The organism is Phormidium sp. CCY1219, from assembly GCF_055795085.1.
Genome location: NZ_JAYFEQ010000434.1, coordinates 1 through 17005 on the forward strand (window position 1 = coordinate 1; position 17005 = coordinate 17005).

Sequence of the window (17005 nt, forward strand, 5' to 3'; positions counted from 1 at the left end):
CTCCTTTCTCCTTTCTCCTTTCTCCTTTCTCCTTTCTCCTTTCTCCTTTCTCCTTTCTCCTTTCTCCTTTCTCCTTTGTCCAATAACCAATGACAATTGACCAATGACCAATTTTATTGCCAATTGCCGATTAAAATAAACGGCGACCACACGGCGGGATGGTTGTAAGCGAGGTTGTCAATCATTTTAATTTGAGCTTTTTGGAGGGCTTGTGCTTTAGAAATGTTGGGTTGTTGTAGCTGAGTGTAAAATTCTTCAATCAGCGGAACGGTGGCGGCGTCGTTAATGAACCACAGAGTGGCTAAAGCGGTTTCGACCCCGGCGCGAACTGCCACTCCAGCAATACCCAAGGCAGCGCGATCGTCACCTGCTGCGGTTTGACAAGCGCTGAGGGTTAGGAGTTCCACCGGCTGTTGCCGATCGCGATAGGAACGCAACAGGTTATCGATTTGCTCAATTGTAATTTTAGAATCAAAAGAAAGCAAAAAAGTATTGTCCGAATCTACACCAAATTTGCCGTGGGTGGCCATATGAACGATAGGATACTCGCCTTTTTCTAATTGCTCGACCAATCGAGTGGTGGTAAACTCTTCATCGAGCAGTTTAGCGCCGCCTAAAATAGAATTGACTCGCTCTACTTCGGTGGCTACATTGTTGAGAGCGGAAAAGGGTGGAATTGCAACGGTTAAACCCAATGTTAGGGCTTTGAGCTGTCGAGATTTTTGGGAGGAATTGGTGGTGACGCTGAGACTGGGAGTGGTAGCGATCGCATATTTTTGGATTAAAAATTTTTCTCCATCATTAAGCGCTGCCATCGGCACTTTTCGCAAAACTCCATCGTGAATAAATACTAATGTTTTCGGTTGAGCCAGGATTAAATCCCGTTCTAAAGGACGAATGAGAATGTCGTATAAGTTTTGAGCGTAGGTGATATATTCATAGGTAGAGCGTTTTTCGAGAAATTCCCGAAACTGATTAATTTTAGCTTGTAATTCGGAGGCGGAAATTTCTATGGGATAGCGTTTCAGCAGAGGCGGTTGTTGGGAATTTCCGGGTAATTCTAAAATCAGTTCCGTGCGATCGCCTAAAATAACCGAGTAGATTGCTGCTGCATCTGCCTCCAACTGATTATCGGCAGTGTCTTGTGCGACTTCCACACAATCATCGCCAAAGAAATTCCGCAATTCAGCTAATTTAAGGGAATCTAAAATATTTAAAGCTTCGTGAATTTTCGATTGATTTTGGGCAGAATATGCGAGGGTTGAATGCGAAGAAAATCGGGAAAAATTTTCCGTTGACGGGTTGGGGGAAAATTCCCGCTCCATGCTACTGTTTAATAGCAAGGCAATCAGTTCGCGATAAACCGGTTCTACAGCATCGCGAAAGTCAAATTGAATATCCGGGTTAGCGGCGAGAATATCGCTGCGAATAGTTTGCAAGGTAGCGATCGCGCGATTGTAAGCAGAGATGGCGTTTTCAATGTTGCCCTGTGCTTTGAACAGGCGCGCGGCTTGCCACTCCCACCGATATAAACTTTCCGCCGCCTGCACTTCTTGCGCGGCAAATTCAGCTTGTCGAGTCAGTTCCATAGCGGTGGAATTGTCCTCCGCCTCTTCGTAAAGATGCCCTAAGCTACCGAGGGCAAAAGATTCCGTGCGGCGATCGCCGAGATTTTGCGCCACAGTTATCGCTGCGTTTAACAATTGTTTGCGGTTTTCCGAGGACATGGAAAGACGCGACGAAGAAGCGATATTAATCAAAGCTCTGGCTTTAGCGCGAGAATCCGGTGCAGTGGCGAGAATCTCTAGAGCGCGATCGCGATTTTCCCTGATTTCCCGGCGAAAATCCACGGTGGAATCGCGGGATAATCGAGCCAAAACGCGGTTAAGATTTAACAACGCCGTGACTTGTTTAATGCTGCCGATGGTTGCGGCTTCACTGGCGCTTTGTTCGAAGGAGGTTTTAGCGGATTGGAGGTTGGTGGCAGCTAGATCCAACAAGCGCTCTCGTTCCGAAACATCCCCTTCTAAGTTAGCCACATTGGCTTGATATTGAAAGCGTTTGGAGCGACTGAGGTAAACATTTCCTAAATGATTTAAGGCAGTTGCCACGTAAGCAGAATGCTGTAAATTGCGAGAAATTTCTAAACTCTCGGTCAGTGCGGCGATCGCGGCTTTGTATTGCCCAGCACCCCAATAAGCATTTCCCAGGGCACCTTGAATGGCTGCTTCAGTCAGAGAATCTGGGGTATTTTTAACATAGTCTTGCGCTTTTGCCAACAGTTCGATTGCCTGTTGATGTTGTCCTAACTCGTTATAAGCTTGTGCGCGATCGCTGAGTAACCGGGCTAACTCGATAGCGATCGCCTCTCGAGAGGCACCTGGGGTTTCCAGGTGTATTTGATAAATCTCAAATGCCTGCTGCCAATTGAGAATTGCGCGATCGAGCTGTCCGATTTCGCGATAAGCGCGAGCTAAATTGCCATATACCACAGCGCAATCCACTTCAGACTCGCATCCAATCGTGGCATCGAGTTGGGATAAAGCATCTTGCCACAGGGCGATCGCCCCGACAAATTCCCCGGCGTGATAGCGATCGATTCCCCGTTGCACCAGAGACTCCACCGGCAGTTCCACCCCGGTGGCTTTTGTGGGGAAAAATTCACTCGCCCAGAATTCTTTCCCCGGAAATATTCCCAGAATACCCACCAAAAAAACTCCTGCCAAAAATAACCCCAGGGATTTAGCAAAGCGCCGACGCCGAGAGAGGCACCCAGAGGGCTGAAAGCATCTACGATTCATTTTTATCCCCTTCATTTTTAATCTCATTGTTAAATGGGCGATTTATTTATCATAGTCCTCCGACTAAATTTCAGGAAAATCGAAAATTCCTTGAGCATTAAAGCCGACAAAAACGGGTTGTTTTAAAATAAAATACCCCGAAATAGAAATAGGCAAAGCAGAGGAAAGTGCAGCCTGCAAGCCATACCAAATTGGCACCCTACTATTCCTTTCGGCAGTAAGCAGGCGGGGAATCGGGAACTGTTCGCCGATCGTGTTAGCCTTTTTCAAGTAAAGGAATAAATAGATGACAGGCAGCATTACACCAATTAACTGAAGTTAGACTCCAGAGTTTTCCGAGACTCATTGTACTTTATAAAAAAATACTATCCTCGCCTAGGGTTTTATGGGACAAATAAAATTCACGATCGCCATTTTTCTCGGAGGAGTTACGGGTTCGATTGCGTTCAACGCCAATACCGTGGCTGGCAATTGCACCGATCCCCCCGGTGAGTTTGTCCGGGGGATGGAAACCCCGCCCCCGGTGTTATGGGTTCAGACCATTCCACAGATTCCGCCAGGAACCGTAGAGCCGCAATCGCCGGATTGGGAGCGCTTGCCAGACACCCCAATGCCCACCGAACCTGCACCCTCAGTGACACCCCCGGAAACCGCGCCAGAAACCCCTGCATCCGCACCCGGGACAACGGTGATGGTGCGCGAGGTCACAGTGTTGGGAAATACCGTATTTTCCCCAGAAGAAATCCAGCGCGTAGTCGGTCCTTATGAAGGCAAATCGGCCACATTTGAAGACCTGTTAGCGATTCGGATGAGCATAGCCGATTTGTATGTAGCGCATGGGTACGTGACCTCCGGGGCATTTTTGCCGCCCCAGGATGTATCCGATGGAGCGATCGAGATTCAAGCAGTAGAGGGGGAATTGGAACGGATCGAGATTGAGGGATTGAACCGACTCACAGAAAGCTACCTGCGCGATCGCATTGGCTTAGCAGCGGATCCTCCCATCGACCTCTACGCCCTCGAACAAGCCTTGCAACTGTTGCAACTCGACCCGCGTTTGAGTTCGGTTCGGGCGCAGTTAAAAGCGGGAACCACCCCCGGGCGGAGTGTGTTGACGTTAAACGTTACCGAGGCGTCGGCGATGTCTGGCGTGTTGAAGGTAGAAAATTACGACTCCCCCACTGTGGGTTCGATCCGCTATAGTGCCGCCCTCAGTCACAATAATGTGCTTGGTTTCGGCGATGCGATTCGGGCGGAATATGGTCGCACGGCTGGGGTGAATGATTACGATATTCGTTACGAAGTGCCGATGAATGCTCGCAATGGCACCCTAAGCTTGCGCTATCGCAATAGTGACAGCAATATTATTGAAGATCCGTTTGATGAATTGGAGATTGAGGGACGCACCCAGACGGTTTCGATCGGGTTTCGGCAACCGATCGTGCAAAGTTCCGAGGAGGAATTTGCCTTGTCTGTGGCGGCAGATTGGCGTCAAAGTCGGACATTTTTGTATGAGGACATGCCGTTTTCGTTTTCCTCCGGACCGGAAAAGGGAGAATCGAAGGTGACGGCCCTGCGATTGACGCAAGAGTGGGTGAGGCGCACGCCGAAGCTAGTGTTAGCGGCGCGATCGCAGTTTAGCGTGGGGTTGGATCTGTTAGGGGCGACGGCACGAGACAACGAACCCGACGGTCAGTTTGTCAGTTGGTTGGGACAGTTTCAATGGGTGCAAGATTTAGGGGGAGATGTGCTCGGCGTGGCGCGCTTTGCCACTCAGCTAACGCCGAATTCTTTGTTGCCTCTGGAGCAGTTTAGTGTTGGGGGCATCGATACCGTGCGCGGATATCGCCAAAATCAAAGAGTGGGAGACAACGGGGCGATCGCATCCCTGGAATTGCGCGTGCCACTGGTTCGCGACCCCGAAGGGTGGGGATCGATTCAAATGGCTCCATTTATCGATGTGGGAACGGTTTGGCAAACCAGCGGCAAGGTGGCTTCTCCAAATACATTGGTCAGTGGCGGTTTGGGAGTGCGCTGGCAGCACGAGCGATTTAGCGCGCGGTTGGATTGGGGGTTTCCCCTCAGCGATATTGAGCGTCGCGGGGAGTCCTTGCAAGATAATGGGGTGGTTTTCTCATTTCAGGTTTACCCCTTTTAAGGGCATATCCCGCCGCGCAACGGGACAAGTTGAGTCGTCCAACCGATCCGCTCGATGCTATTTTGGCTTGATGACCAGAACCGAGCAGGGTGCATCTGCGACGACTTGAGCACTGACGGAACCTTCAACAATGCGTTTGATGCCGGTTAATCCCCGGTTTCCAATTAAAATCAGATCGGCCTGGTAAATGTTGGCTAAACGCACGATTTCTTCGGCTGGATCGCCGCTGACGATTTCAATTTGGCTGTTGCAGGGGATTTTTTCTTGATAGGCTTGGAGCTGCTTTTCAATGGTGCGATAAGGCAATGCTTCGGTTTCGGCGGTGGGTCTATCCACAACGAGATCCAAGTCGGAGTGATGATTGGCAATCGCGTGAGCGAGGATGACTTGGGTCATGGTTTCGAGCTTGAGGTTATGAAGGGTGGCGATCGCTTGCTCGGATAGCTCAGATGCATCAAGCGCCACGAGAATTGTATTAATCACTACAGATGTCTCCTAAATGCTGGCTGAAGGCTGAAAAAGGGGGTGTTGGGGGAAAGGCAGGGTTTTTGGGGGAAACCGTCTTTCCCGAAACAATTTCGTTCAAGGCATAGTGTAGCGGTATTCTCTGACAAAATTGCGCTTGGGGAAGTTACGAGGCGATCGCTTCTATGAGGTTTTGAGGCGGGTTGCTTTGTTGAGGGAGGGGTGGTGGTTCATGGAGAATATTCCAGGGGGTTGTGAAAAGAAAGGGGAGGGGAGGGGTGGGGATTCGCACCACAGGGATTTGACAGTGGAGGGAGCGGTAGCTTAAAAAAGGTCTATAGCCAAAGAATGGCTAGGGCGAATCCGCACCGCCCCTGGGGGAGGCGAAACAGGAGGGGAATTTTTAGGCGATCGAGACGGATTCGGCGCGCGGCGGTCTCGATCGGGGTTCGCCACGGTCTTCCTCAATCCCTGGTGGGGTGAAGGGGCAACGCGGCAAAGCGCGGGAGAGGGAAGAAAAGTTGCCAGGGTGTTGCCACCTCCGATGGGGGGATGAGGGGCGGATAGCTGGGGAAATAAAAAAGCCGACTGAAATCAATCGGCATAGGAGGGGAGGCGATCGAGAGCCAGAAGGGCGGACTTGCCTACCCCTGAACGGAGTCGGTGGCAAGCGGGTGGGTTGGGAAAGCCACCGAGTGCTGAGTTTAGGGATTGTCTTGAGTTCGCCGTCGCACGGACTCGGCATGAGAGAAAAGACCCTCCGCTGTGGCAAGCTGGTCGATCGCACCCGCGACTTTTTGGAGTGCTTTGGGAGAATATTGAATCAGGCTCGAGTGCTTGAGAAAAGTTTCTACCCCCAAGGCGGAGGCATAGCGAGCCGATCCAGAGGTCGGGAGGGTATGGTTAGGGCCGGCGAGGTAATCGCCCACCGCTTCCGGAGTGGAATTGCCCAGGAAGATGGCACCGGCATGGCGAATGCGATCGAGTAAATCCCAAGGTTCAGCCACTTCGAGTTCTAGGTGTTCCGGGGCAAACGCATTAGAGAGTTCGGCTGCAGTGGATAAAGAATCCACCACCACCACCAAGCCATAGTGAGCGATCGCTTTTTCCGTCAGGGTGCGGCGCGGGTGATCCACAAGCTGCATGTCCACTTCCGAGACCACCTTGCGAGCTAAGCCAGAATCGGTGGTAATCAGAATGGCGGCAGCCATCGGATCGTGTTCGGCTTGCGCCAACAGATCTGCCGCCACATGCACCGGCTTCGCGCTCGAATCGGCGACGATCAGAACTTCCGAAGGACCGGCTAGGGAGTCGATCCCCACCGTTCCGTAGACCTGTTTTTTTGCCAAGGTGACGTATATATTACCCGGACCGGTAATGACATCTACCTTAGGGATGGTTTCCGTGCCGTAAGCCAAAGCAGCGATCGCCTGAGCGCCACCCACGCGATAGATTTCCTGGATGCCCGCTTCTTGAGCTGCCACCAGCACGGCAGGGGTTATCGTACTCTGGGGTCCGGGAGGAGTACACATAACGATCCTATGCACGCCGGCCACTTTAGCCGGAATGGCATTCATCAACACTGTACTGGGATATGCCGCTGTGCCACCCGGAACGTAGAGTCCAGCCCTATCCACCGGGGTATAGCGTTTACCCAGAACAATTTCATCATCCCCAAATTGAACCCAAGATTTGGGGATGCGCTGTCGATGAAATGCCTCGATTTGAAATTTGGCGAGGCGAATCGCATCGAGTAATTCCTTGGGAACCTGCTGATAGGCAGCATCCAATTCGGAGCCACTGACGCGCAACTGCTCGGCTTTGAGGTGTTGCGCGTCGAATTCAGCCGTATAATGCAGGAGTGCTCGGTCGCCTTGACGTTTGACAGCCTGTAGAACCTCACGCACCGTTGCCTCTTTGTGGACAACTTGGTCGTCGTGAGTGCGATCGCAGATTCGCCGGAGTTCAGCTTTTGCCTCAGCCAGCTGTGTAATGATTCGCAACATGGAGTTAGGAGGTAATCTTCAGGTGTTGCCCGACCGGGAAAGTCATCCGCCACATCAACCGAGACTACCGATGCAACGGCTTTTCCTTTCCCTTCTTCTCTAGCTTAACCTGGATTTTCGCTTCCATCAGCATTTGCGCCAGATCTGGTGTTATAGTAGATTATCTAGGATTTTGTATGTTTGTACTATTTCGATTGAGTTTTTCGCGAATCAACTGTGGCTAATATCAAGTCTGCTATCAAGCGCGTCAAAATTTCCGAGCGCAACCGTTTGCGTAATAAATCTTACAAGTCAGCGGTGAGAACCCTGATGAAGAACTGTTTTGCGGTCATTGAAGAGTACCGCAACAATCCCAACCCCGAGTTGCTCCAAGAAGTCTACAGCCGAAAGAATGTGGCTTACAGCAAAATTGATAAAGCCGTCAAAAAAGGCGTCCTGCATCGGAACAACGGGGCACGGAAGAAATCGCAGCTAGCCAAAGCGCTCAAAAGCGTTGGCGAAACCACTGCTGCCGCATCTTAGCAAGTGACTCAGGGGGAAGCGTCGCGGGTGGCGCGAAAGCGCGTCCCATCGCCCGTCTCCAGCGGTTAGGGCAATCTCAGCCATGAGTCACGACAACCACCCTGTTTGTCAGAAGGACTCAAACTCCTGACAACTCCAGAACATAGGCAGTCGCCACCGGGAAAGCTGTTTGATGCCGAAAAAATCAGGCAAAAAAAAGCGACTGGTGGTAAAATTTTCATGGCTGCATAAAACACCTGCGAGGGTTCCATCGGTGGCACCGTAGCCCCCTGAATCGACAAGGGCGCGCGGCTAAAAACGAGCTTGATTTCGCCGTTGCTACAGATCGTCAGCCAAAGGTATGGATCCCAGAAAAGCGAGCTGGGGAAAATGTTGGGGCAGGTTTGACGACAAATTGCACCCTCGGCGATCGCAACCGAAATCCGCTCCTTGGGGTAGTGGCGGATGCGGAAATCCCGAAAACCGCCAGGAAAACCCAGGAGTAAAGCAGCTTGTCAGCACCCCCGGCTGAAGCACGGGGGCTTCATGCCTCCAGCTTCAAATAGCTGACCAGCCTAAGCCCTTTGGGGGCTAAGTTTTTAGGGTCATGGCACCGACAAATGCTTTCGGTGTTTGTCGCCCTGTCGCTAACGGTTAAACAGCCCTAGGAGGGGTAAGGCAGTGCCGTTAGCCTAACAAGCCCAAAAAACATTGGCGAGGAGAACATTACCCGTTTAACGGAGATTCAATGTCAAATTTTATCTTTGTCTTAGACACCAACAAGCGGCCACTGGACCGAGTGCATCCGGGGAAAGCTCGGCGACTCCTCAGTACAGGGAATGCCGCCGTATTTCGCCGTTATCCGTTCACCATCATACTCAAACAAGCCTACCCAGAAATCCCCGTACAAGACCTAGAACTTAAACTCGATCCGGGTTCTCAGGTCACAGGAATTGCAGTTGTACAGGGTACGAAGGTAATCTTCGGGGCGGAGCTTGAACACCGAGGGCAGCAAATCAAGGATGCGCTGCTGTCCCGTCGTCAATTACGACGAAGCAGGCGAAATCGCAAAACCCGCTATCGCCAAGCTCGATTTCTGAATCGAACTCGTCCAAAAGGTTGGCTTCCCCCTAGCCTACAACATCGGGTAGACACCACAATGACATGGGTTAACCGCTTCCGCAGGCTAGCCCCAATTGCCCGCATTGCTCAAGAGCTAGTACGGTTCGACCTGCAACTCATACAGAACCCTGAGATATCGGGCATTGAGTACCAGCAAGGGGAATTGCAAGGCTATGAAGTCAGGGAATATTTATTAGAGAAATGGAATCGGAAATGTGCTTACTGTGGAGCTGAAAATCTGCCACTTGAACTTGAGCATATTCATCCTCGGTCGAAAGGAGGCACTGACCGGGTCTCTAACCTGACCCTGGCTTGCCACTCATGCAATCAATCCAAAAGCAATCGGGACATTCGAGACTTTTTATCAGGCAAGCCTAGCCTATTGAACCGTATCCTGAAGCAGTCCCAATCACCGCTCAAAGATGCGGCAGCCGTCAATTTAACCCGGTGGGCGTTGTTCAATGCCCTGAAACAAACAGGTTTACCTGTGGCGACAGGCACGGGGGGACAAACCAAGTTTAATCGGACTCGATTAAACCTACCCAAAACCCACTGGCTAGATGCTGCCAGTGTTGGGAAAATTGATTCACTTAAAGTCCTGACTACAAACCCGTTGTTAATTGCAGCAAAAGGACATGGGACTCGACAGATGTGTGGCACTGACAAGTTTGGGTTTCCAAAGCGTCACCGCTCGCGGGTGCAAATTCATCAAGGATTTCGCACTGGCGATATCGTTACTGCCATTGTCACTAAGGGCAAGAAAATTGGGTCTTATGTTGGGCGAGTTCTCTGTCGCGCATCCGGCAGCTTTGATATTACGACTCAATCGGGTCGGGTGTCTGGAATTAGCCATAGGTATTGCCAACCAATTCACAAAAGGGATGGTTATGCTTATGCGTTTGCTCATACTCTATAGGCGACTAAAGTCGCCGTTCGTTTTTCCTCCCTGCGCTAAAGCGACAGGGCTTCCAAACGTATCGAGGTATTTTCCGTGAATATTCATGCGAGGAAACCCTCGTTCCAGTAAAAGGTAAAGAGGCCCCACCCAAGGATCCACTGGTTGGAGCCTCCCAAAGCGCCCCAAGCGCCTCCGATATGGAGACTCTGAAAGTGCAGCCGTGGGATATTCCGTCCCCAGAGTGACTACACCGATGCAATTGATAGATACCCACGTTCACATAAATTTCGATCGATTCGCGCAAGATATAGAGGCTGTACGCGAACGATGGCGGGAAGCCGGGGTTGTGCGTTTGGTTCATTCCTGTGTCCAACCAGAAGAATTTGCGAGCATTAAAGCATTAGCCGATCGTTTTGCGGAAATGTCCTTCGCCGTGGGTTTACACCCCTTAGAGGCGCACCAGTGGACAGCCAACATGGGAGAGACGATCGCAACTCGAGCGCTGAGGGAGCCACGAGTGGTGGCGATCGGCGAGACTGGATTGGACTTTTATAAAGCAGACAATCCCCAACAGCAGAAAGAAGTATTCGTAGAGCAGCTCAAAATAGCCCAACGGGTGAATAAGCCAGTCATCATTCACTGTCGGGATGCTGCTTTTGAGATGGCACAGATATTGCGCTCTTTTTGGGATGAGTATGGCAGGGTCGAAGGAGTCATGCACTGCTGGGGAGGAACGCCGGAAGAAACCCAATGGTTTCTGGATTTAGGGTTCTACATCAGCTTTAGCGGGATAGTCACCTTCAAAAATGCCAAAGCCCTCCAAGAATCAGCTTGCCAAGTGCCGAAAGATAGGTTGCTCGTAGAAACCGATTGTCCATTTTTGGCTCCCGTACCCAAACGGGGTAAACGGAACGAACCCGCCTATGTCCGATACGTGGCCGAAAAAATTGCTGAGCTGCGGGGGGTCTCCTTAGAGAGTCTTGCCTCGGAAACCACCGAAAATGCCAATCGGCTTTTTAGCTTGATTTAGAAGAGCGCAACCCTCCCCCAAGGGGAAAGGATCCGCAAGTAGAAAGCGCTGGCAATTGTAAGCACAAGACCCAGCAACTCCCAACAAAGCCATTGACACAACAGCGCAAAAAAACTAGAATATTAAATTTACCCGAGCTTCGGGAACTCTCCGAAAGGGAGCTAAATGGCGATCGCACCCCTTGCCAAGCGGATGGTAGAGCAAGCAACGCACAGGCAGATCTACTCTGGGTAAGTTCTATTTCAAGCAACGAGTTAAACCGTGAAATACTGCAAGCCGCCAGTTGCTCCTGTGGTAACGGGTTGTGGGGGAACGGGTCATTGGACCTAGGACAAATGACAGCCGACAGGGGACAAATGAGAAACGACACCTGACAAACGAGATTGGAAACCCACCTTTAGCTGACGCCACCTGACATAGAAATAAAGCGTTCTCGGTAAAAAATAAATGACGAACCAACAGCTAACAGCAACTGCTTTCACCTTACCGGATCTGGTAGAAATCCAACGCTCCAGCTTTCGCTGGTTTCTGGAATACGGACTGATTGAAGAACTCGATAGCTTTTCCCCGATTACCGACTACACGGGTAAGCTCGAGCTTCACTTCATGGGGAAAGACTACAGGCTCAAATGTCCGAAATACAGCGTTGACGAAGCCAAGCGTCGCGACAGCACCTATGCGGTGCAGATGTACGTTCCCACGCGGCTGATTAACAAGGAAACCGGCGAAATCAAGGAGCAAGAGGTCTTCATCGGCGACTTGCCGCTAATGACCGAGCGGGGAACCTTTATCATCAACGGGGCCGAGCGGGTCATCGTCAACCAAATCGTGCGATCGCCCGGGGTCTACTACAAATCCGACACCGACAAAAATGGGCGACGCACCTACAACGCCAGCCTGATTCCCAACCGAGGGGCCTGGCTGAAGTTCGAGACGGACAAAAACGACCTAGTGTGGGTCCGCATCGACAAGACGCGGAAACTGTCGGCGCAGGTATTGCTCAAAGCTCTGGGGCTGAGCAACAACGAAATTTTCGATGCCTTGCGCCACCCAGAATACTTCCAAAAGACCATCGAAAAAGAGGGCGAATTCACCGAAGAAGAAGCCCTAATGGAACTCTACAAGAAGCTGCGCCCTGGGGAACCTCCCACGGTTTCTGGGGGGAGCCAATTGCTGGAGTCGCGGTTTTTCGACTCCAAGCGCTATGACCTGGGGCGAGTGGGACGCTACAAGCTGAATCGCAAGCTGCGGGTGAGCGTACCGGAGACGATGCGGGTGCTGACGCCGACGGATATTCTGGCTTGCGTGGACTACCTGATTAACCTGGAATTTGATATCGGGCAAATCGACGATATCGACCACCTGGGGAACCGCCGGGTGAGGAGCGTGGGAGAGCTGCTGCAGAACCAGGTTCGGGTGGGCTTAAATCGCTTAGAGCGGATTATCCGGGAGCGGATGACAGTGACCGAGCCAGATTCCCTGACCCCGGCTTCTTTGGTGAATCCGAAGCCATTGGTAGCGGCGATTAAGGAGTTTTTCGGCTCTTCGCAGTTGTCCCAGTTCATGGATCAGACGAATCCTTTGGCGGAGCTGACGCATAAGCGGCGACTGAGCGCGTTAGGCCCTGGGGGCTTGACCCGGGAGCGGGCAGGGTTTGCCGTGCGCGACATTCACCCGTCACACTACGGGCGGATTTGTCCGATCGAGACGCCGGAAGGGCCGAACGCGGGGCTGATTGGTTCCCTGGCCACCCACGCGCGGGTGAATGGCTATGGATTTATCGAAACGCCGTTTTACCCGGTGGAAGACGGACGGGTAATGCGCGAACGCGGGGCGATATTTATGACGGCGGATGAGGAGGATGACTTGCAGGTGGCACCGGGGGATATCCGGGTGTCGGAGGATGGCTATATTTTGGGGGATACGGTGGCGGTGCGCTATCGGCAAGATTTCACCACGACTACGCCCGATCGCGTGGACTACGTAGCAGTATCCCCGGTGCAAATTATCTCCGTGGCTACCTCTTTGATTCCGTTCCTGGAGCATGACGATGCGAACCGGGCCTTGATGGGGTCGAACATGCAGCGGCAGGCGGTGCCCTTGTTGCTGCCGGAACGACCGCTGGTGGGTACGGGACTGGAGGCCCAGGCGGCGCGGGATAGCGGGATGGCGATCGTGTCGCGAACCGATGGCGAAGTCACCTTTGTGGATGCCACGAAAATCCGGGTGCGGTCTGCGGATGGCAAGCAAATCGAGTACGAGTGCGCCAAGTACCAGCGTTCGAACCAGGACACCTGCTTGAACCAGCGGCCTTTAGTTTTTGAAGGTGACGAAGTGGTGACGGGGCAGGTGCTAGCGGATGGGTCTTCCACGGAGGGGGGAGAGCTGGCCCTGGGTCAGAACATCTTGGTGGCCTATATGCCCTGGGAGGGATATAACTACGAAGATGCGATTTTGATTAGCGAGCGGCTGGTTTACGATGACGTGTACACCTCGATTCACATTGAAAAATTCGAGATTGAGGCGCGACAGACGAAGCTCGGCCCGGAGGAGATTACCCGAGAAATCCCCAATGTGGGGGAAGATTCCCTGCGCCAGTTGGACGAAGGGGGAATCATTCGGGTTGGCGCTTGGGTGGAGTCCGGGGACATTTTGGTGGGGAAGGTGACGCCGAAGGGCGAATCCGACCAACCCCCGGAAGAGAAGCTGCTGCGGGCGATTTTCGGGGAGAAGGCCCGGGACGTGCGGGACAATTCCTTGCGGGTGCCAAACGGCGAAAAAGGCCGGGTGGTGGACGTGCGGGTGTTTACGCGCGAGCAGGGGGACGAACTGCCACCGGGGGCGAATATGGTGGTGCGCGTGTATGTGGCGCAGAAGCGCAAAATCCAGGTGGGGGACAAGATGGCGGGCCGCCACGGGAATAAAGGGATTATTTCGCGGATTTTGCCGGTGGAGGATATGCCCTATTTGCCCGATGGAACCCCGGTGGATATCGTACTCAATCCGCTGGGGGTGCCTTCGCGGATGAACGTGGGCCAGATTTTCGAGTGCTTGCTCGGATGGGCGGCGGAGAATCTGAACGTGCGGTTTAAGGTGGTGCCGTTTGACGAGATGTATGGCGAGCAGATGTCTCGGGAGACGGTGCATGGCAAGCTGCATCAGGCGAAAGAGAAAACCGGCAAGGATTGGTTGTTTGACCCGGAGAATGCGGGGAAAACGCTGGTCTATGATGGCCGGACTGGGGAACCGTTCGACCGGGCGGTGACGGTGGGTAAGGCGTACATGCTGAAGCTGGTGCATTTGGTGGATGATAAGATTCACGCGCGCTCTACTGGGCCTTATTCCTTGGTGACGCAGCAGCCTTTGGGCGGTAAGGCGCAGCAAGGGGGCCAGCGGTTTGGCGAGATGGAAGTGTGGGCGCTGGAGGCGTTTGGTGCGGCCTATACCCTGCAGGAGCTGCTAACGGTGAAGTCGGACGATATGCAGGGGCGCAATGAAGCGCTAAATGCGATCGTTAAAGGCAAGGCTATCCCGCGTCCGGGAACGCCGGAATCTTTCAAGGTACTGATGCGCGAGTTGCAGTCTTTGTGCTTGGACATTGCGGTGCATAAAGTCCAGACTCAAGATGATGGAACCAGTCGCGATATTGAAATAGATTTGATGTCGGATGTGTCCAGCCGTCGCGCGCCGAATCGTCCGACTTATGAGTCGGTATCGAAGGAGGCTCTAGAAGAAGAAGAGGAGGAATAAAAAAGAGATAAACCTGGCATAAACGGGATATTTCCGGGGCTGCAAAAACCGGGGGAAAAGATTTTTTCCGATAACTCTCTTTTCCCTCTCCCTGGGGGTTTAGCTGAGCTTTCCATGCCCGAAACGGGTGCGCGGCTAATAAAAAATTAGCTGACCGGAAAAGCGAGGAATTTTAAAGATTTTCGAGGGAGTCAATTCCTCTGGCCTGAAACTTGGTAGGGCAAAAAACATCCACAACCACGAAATGGAGAAAAGTAACAAATGCCTAAAATCGAACAGCGGTTCGACTACGTTAAAATCGGTATAGCGTCTCCGGAGCGGATTCGACAATGGGGGGAAAGAACTTTGCCCAACGGTCAGGTTGTTGGGGAGGTGACTAAGCCGGAAACGATTAATTACCGCACGTTAAAACCGGAGATGGATGGGTTGTTTTGCGAGCGGATTTTTGGGCCGGCGAAGGATTGGGAGTGCCATTGCGGCAAGTATAAAAGAGTTCGGCACAGAGGGATTGTGTGCGAGCGGTGCGGCGTGGAGGTGACGGAATCGCGGGTGCGTCGGCATCGGATGGGGTATATTAAGCTGGCGGCTCCGGTTGCCCACGTGTGGTATCTCAAGGGGATTCCGAGCTATATTGCGATTTTGCTGGATATGCCGCTGCGGGATGTGGAGCAAATCGTGTATTTCAATGCGTATGTGGTACTCAATCCGGGGAATGCGGATAATCTGAATTACAAGCAGCTTTTGACGGAGGATGCTTGGATGGAGATTGAGGACCAGCTCTATAGCGAGGATACGGAGCTGTCTGGGATTGAGGTGGGGATTGGTGCGGAGGCGCTGCAGCGATTGCTACAGGATCTCGATTTGGAGTCGGTGGCGGAGGGCCTGCGGGAGGATATCTCGAATTCTAAGGGTCAGAAGCGGGCGAAGCTGATTAAGCGCTTGCGGGTTGTGGATAATTTTGTGGCGACGGGAAGTCAGGCGGAGTGGATGGTGCTGTCGGTGATTCCGGTGATTCCGCCGGATTTGCGCCCGATGGTGCAGCTCGATGGGGGACGGTTTGCAACGTCGGATTTAAACGACCTTTATCGGCGAGTGATTAACCGGAATAATCGCTTGGCGAGGTTGCAGGAGATTCTGGCACCGGAGATTATTATCCGCAATGAGAAGCGGATGTTGCAGGAGGCGGTGGATGCGCTTATCGATAATGGGCGGCGGGGTCGCACGGTGGTGGGGGCGAATAATCGTCCGTTAAAATCCTTGTCGGATATTATTGAGGGCAAGCAGGGGCGCTTCCGGCAGAATTTGCTGGGTAAGCGGGTGGATTATTCGGGGCGATCGGTGATTGTGGTCGGTCCGAAGCTGAAGATTCACCAGTGCGGGTTGCCTCGGGAAATGGCGATCGAGCTGTTTCAGCCGTTTGTGATTCACCGCTTGATTCGTCAGGGGTTGGTGAATAATATTAAGGCGGCGAAGAAGTTGATTCAGCGGTCGGATCCGAGCGTGTGGGATGTGCTCGAGGAGGTAATCGAGGGGCATCCGGTGATGCTGAACCGAGCGCCGACGCTGCACCGTTTGGGGATTCAGGCGTTTGAACCGATGCTGGTGGAGGGTCGGGCGATTCAGTTGCACCCGTTAGTTTGTCCGGCGTTTAATGCGGATTTTGATGGGGACCAGATGGCGGTTCACGTGCCGCTTTCTCTGGAGTCGCAGGCGGAGGCGAGGTTGCTGATGTTGGCGGCGAATAATATTATGTCGCCGGCGACGGGACGGCCTATTGTGACGCCTTCTCAGGATATGGTTTTGGGTTGTTATTACTTAACTGCAGAAAACCCGAAAGCGATGCGGGGAAATGGTCGGTATTTTGCGAGTTTGGAGGATGCGATTATTGCTTACGAGCAGGAACAGATTGATTTGCATGCGTATGTTTGGGTAAGGCTGGATGATAGTTGGACGGTTGATAGGGGGTCTAAGGATGAAAAGCCGCAGGAAACGTCGCATTCTGACGGTACGGTGACTTATGTTTATTCGGATGCCCGGGTGAGGGAGGACGGTACGGGAAGGGTGTTGTCCCAGTACGTGCGAACGACTGTGGGTCGCATTATTTTCAACAAAGCTATTGCGGATGCTTTGGTTTAGTTGTCGGTCATCGGTTGTTGGTCTTTTGACGAATGACCGATGAGCTTCGGAGTGAGGATTTTGAGTGTTGATTCTTGGTTCTTAGTTTTTGATAGGAACTGGGGTTAATGAGAGGGATGTTAATTGTACGGAAAGAAG

The 17005-nt window shown here is 52.4% G+C and carries 10 protein-coding genes; 6 read left to right on the forward strand and 4 right to left on the reverse strand.

What is annotated here, in order from left to right; genetic code table 11:
• Positions 1 to 113: 113 nt before the first annotated feature.
• Both AC0QH1_RS10085 and AC0QH1_RS10090 read right to left on the reverse strand, forming a co-directional pair.
• Positions 114 to 2708 (reverse strand): CHAT domain-containing protein, encoded by a 2595-nt coding sequence (locus AC0QH1_RS10085; protein ID WP_324630955.1) that lies wholly within the window; start codon positions 2706 to 2708, stop codon positions 114 to 116.
• A 156-nt stretch (positions 2709 to 2864) separates the two neighbouring features.
• Positions 2865 to 3101 (reverse strand): hypothetical protein, encoded by a 237-nt coding sequence (locus tag AC0QH1_RS10090; protein WP_324630956.1) that lies wholly within the window; start codon positions 3099 to 3101, stop codon positions 2865 to 2867.
• Between the two features lie 85 nt (positions 3102 to 3186).
• On the opposite strand from AC0QH1_RS10090, the gene AC0QH1_RS10095 reads away from it, so the two are divergent.
• A complete protein-coding gene (locus AC0QH1_RS10095; protein WP_324630957.1) occupies positions 3187 to 4959 on the forward strand; it encodes a ShlB/FhaC/HecB family hemolysin secretion/activation protein in 1773 nt (590 codons plus the stop codon).
• Between the two features lie 57 nt (positions 4960 to 5016).
• Here AC0QH1_RS10095 and AC0QH1_RS10100 read toward each other — a convergent pair whose 3' ends face one another.
• Entirely contained in the window at positions 5017 to 5442 is a 426-nt protein-coding gene (locus AC0QH1_RS10100; RefSeq protein WP_324630958.1) for a universal stress protein, read from the reverse strand.
• A 686-nt stretch (positions 5443 to 6128) separates the two neighbouring features.
• The gene (gene hisD / locus AC0QH1_RS10105; protein ID WP_324630959.1) at positions 6129 to 7430 is read right to left on the reverse strand and encodes a histidinol dehydrogenase; all 1302 of its coding nucleotides are present in this window, start codon (positions 7428 to 7430) and stop codon (positions 6129 to 6131) included.
• A gap of 216 nt (positions 7431 to 7646) precedes the next feature.
• Between hisD and rpsT the strand changes: the two genes are divergently transcribed.
• The 5 genes from rpsT to AC0QH1_RS10130 all read left to right on the forward strand — a co-directional run bounded on the left by rpsT (position 7647) and on the right by AC0QH1_RS10130 (position 16867).
• On the forward strand, positions 7647 to 7952 hold the full coding sequence (gene rpsT / locus AC0QH1_RS10110) for a 30S ribosomal protein S20 (RefSeq protein ID WP_324630960.1): 306 nt from the start codon (positions 7647 to 7649) through the stop codon (positions 7950 to 7952).
• A 727-nt stretch (positions 7953 to 8679) separates the two neighbouring features.
• Positions 8680 to 9969 (forward strand): RNA-guided endonuclease IscB, encoded by a 1290-nt coding sequence (iscB, locus tag AC0QH1_RS10115; RefSeq protein ID WP_324630961.1) that lies wholly within the window; start codon positions 8680 to 8682, stop codon positions 9967 to 9969.
• Between the two features lie 235 nt (positions 9970 to 10204).
• A complete protein-coding gene (locus AC0QH1_RS10120) occupies positions 10205 to 10981 on the forward strand; it encodes a TatD family hydrolase (RefSeq protein WP_324630962.1) in 777 nt (258 codons plus the stop codon).
• A 447-nt stretch (positions 10982 to 11428) separates the two neighbouring features.
• Positions 11429 to 14731 carry a DNA-directed RNA polymerase subunit beta gene (gene rpoB, locus AC0QH1_RS10125; protein ID WP_324630963.1) on the forward strand — a complete coding sequence of 1101 codons (3303 nt, stop codon included), beginning with the start codon at positions 11429 to 11431 and terminating at the stop codon, positions 14729 to 14731.
• Positions 14732 to 14992: 261 nt separating this feature from the next.
• On the forward strand, positions 14993 to 16867 hold the full coding sequence (locus AC0QH1_RS10130; protein ID WP_324630964.1) for a DNA-directed RNA polymerase subunit gamma: 1875 nt from the start codon (positions 14993 to 14995) through the stop codon (positions 16865 to 16867).
• Positions 16868 to 17005 lie beyond the last annotated feature (138 nt).

Coding starts and splice junctions, on each gene's coding strand:
- hisD (WP_324630959.1), bottom strand. CDS start 7,430: ATGTTGCGAATCATTACACAGCTGGCTGAGGCAAAAGCTGAACTCCGG.
- iscB (WP_324630961.1), top strand. CDS start 8,680: ATGTCAAATTTTATCTTTGTCTTAGACACCAACAAGCGGCCACTGGAC.
- rpoB (WP_324630963.1), top strand. CDS start 11,429: ATGACGAACCAACAGCTAACAGCAACTGCTTTCACCTTACCGGATCTG.
- AC0QH1_RS10120 (WP_324630962.1), top strand. CDS start 10,205: ATGCAATTGATAGATACCCACGTTCACATAAATTTCGATCGATTCGCG.
- AC0QH1_RS10130 (WP_324630964.1), top strand. CDS start 14,993: ATGCCTAAAATCGAACAGCGGTTCGACTACGTTAAAATCGGTATAGCG.
- AC0QH1_RS10090 (WP_324630956.1), bottom strand. CDS start 3,101: ATGCTGCCTGTCATCTATTTATTCCTTTACTTGAAAAAGGCTAACACG.
- AC0QH1_RS10095 (WP_324630957.1), top strand. CDS start 3,187: ATGGGACAAATAAAATTCACGATCGCCATTTTTCTCGGAGGAGTTACG.